The sequence below is a fragment of the Microbacterium sp. AISO3 genome, assembly GCF_002204305.1.
GTDB classification, from domain to species: Bacteria; Actinomycetota; Actinomycetes; order Actinomycetales; family Microbacteriaceae; genus Microbacterium; species Microbacterium arborescens.
This window is the reverse complement of the sequence record NZ_NHRF01000054.1, coordinates 1-498: the sequence shown is the minus strand read 5'-3', so window position 1 is coordinate 498 and position 498 is coordinate 1. Positions and strand designations below refer to the sequence as shown.

Below are 498 nucleotides of genomic sequence, written 5' to 3'. Positions count from 1 at the left end.
ACCAGATAAGGGTGTTGCGCTGCTTATGCTCTATAAAGTAGGCATAAACACCCAGCAGCATTTTGGAATAACCGACACGGGCAGACTTCACCACATTCACCTCACGGATGTAGTCGCTGCCCATCGCATTCATGATGGCCCGCTGAAAGGGCAGTGTTTCCCAGCGCCCTTCCTGGTATGCGGATTCTTTCGGGAGATAGTAATTAGCATCCGCCCATTCAACGGCGGTCTGTGGCTCCGGCCTGAACAGTGAGCGAAGCCCGGCGCGGACAAAATGCCGCAGCCTGTTAACCTGACTGTTCGATATATTCACTCAGCAACCCCGGTATCAGTTCATCCAGCGCGGCTGCTTTGTTCATGGCTTTGATGATATCCCGTTTCAGGAAATCAACATGTCGGTTTTCCAGTTCCGGAAAACGCCGCTGCACCGACAGGGGGAGCCCGTCGAGAATACTGGCAATTTCACCTGCGATCCGCGACAGCACGAAAGTACAGAAT

1 protein-coding gene and 1 pseudogene are annotated in these 498 nt (G+C 53.2%); both read right to left on the bottom strand.

Annotation, left to right across the window (positions count from 1 at the left end; translation table 11 throughout):
* Positions 1-313: phage terminase large subunit family protein (locus CBF90_RS16285; protein WP_088381087.1), on the bottom strand; the 313-nt coding region annotated here is incomplete at its 3' end.
* Positions 288-498 (bottom strand): annotated as a pseudogene (locus CBF90_RS16280) (DNA-packaging protein); the annotation flags it as partial. The gene CBF90_RS16285 and the pseudogene CBF90_RS16280, both read right to left, overlap by 26 nt.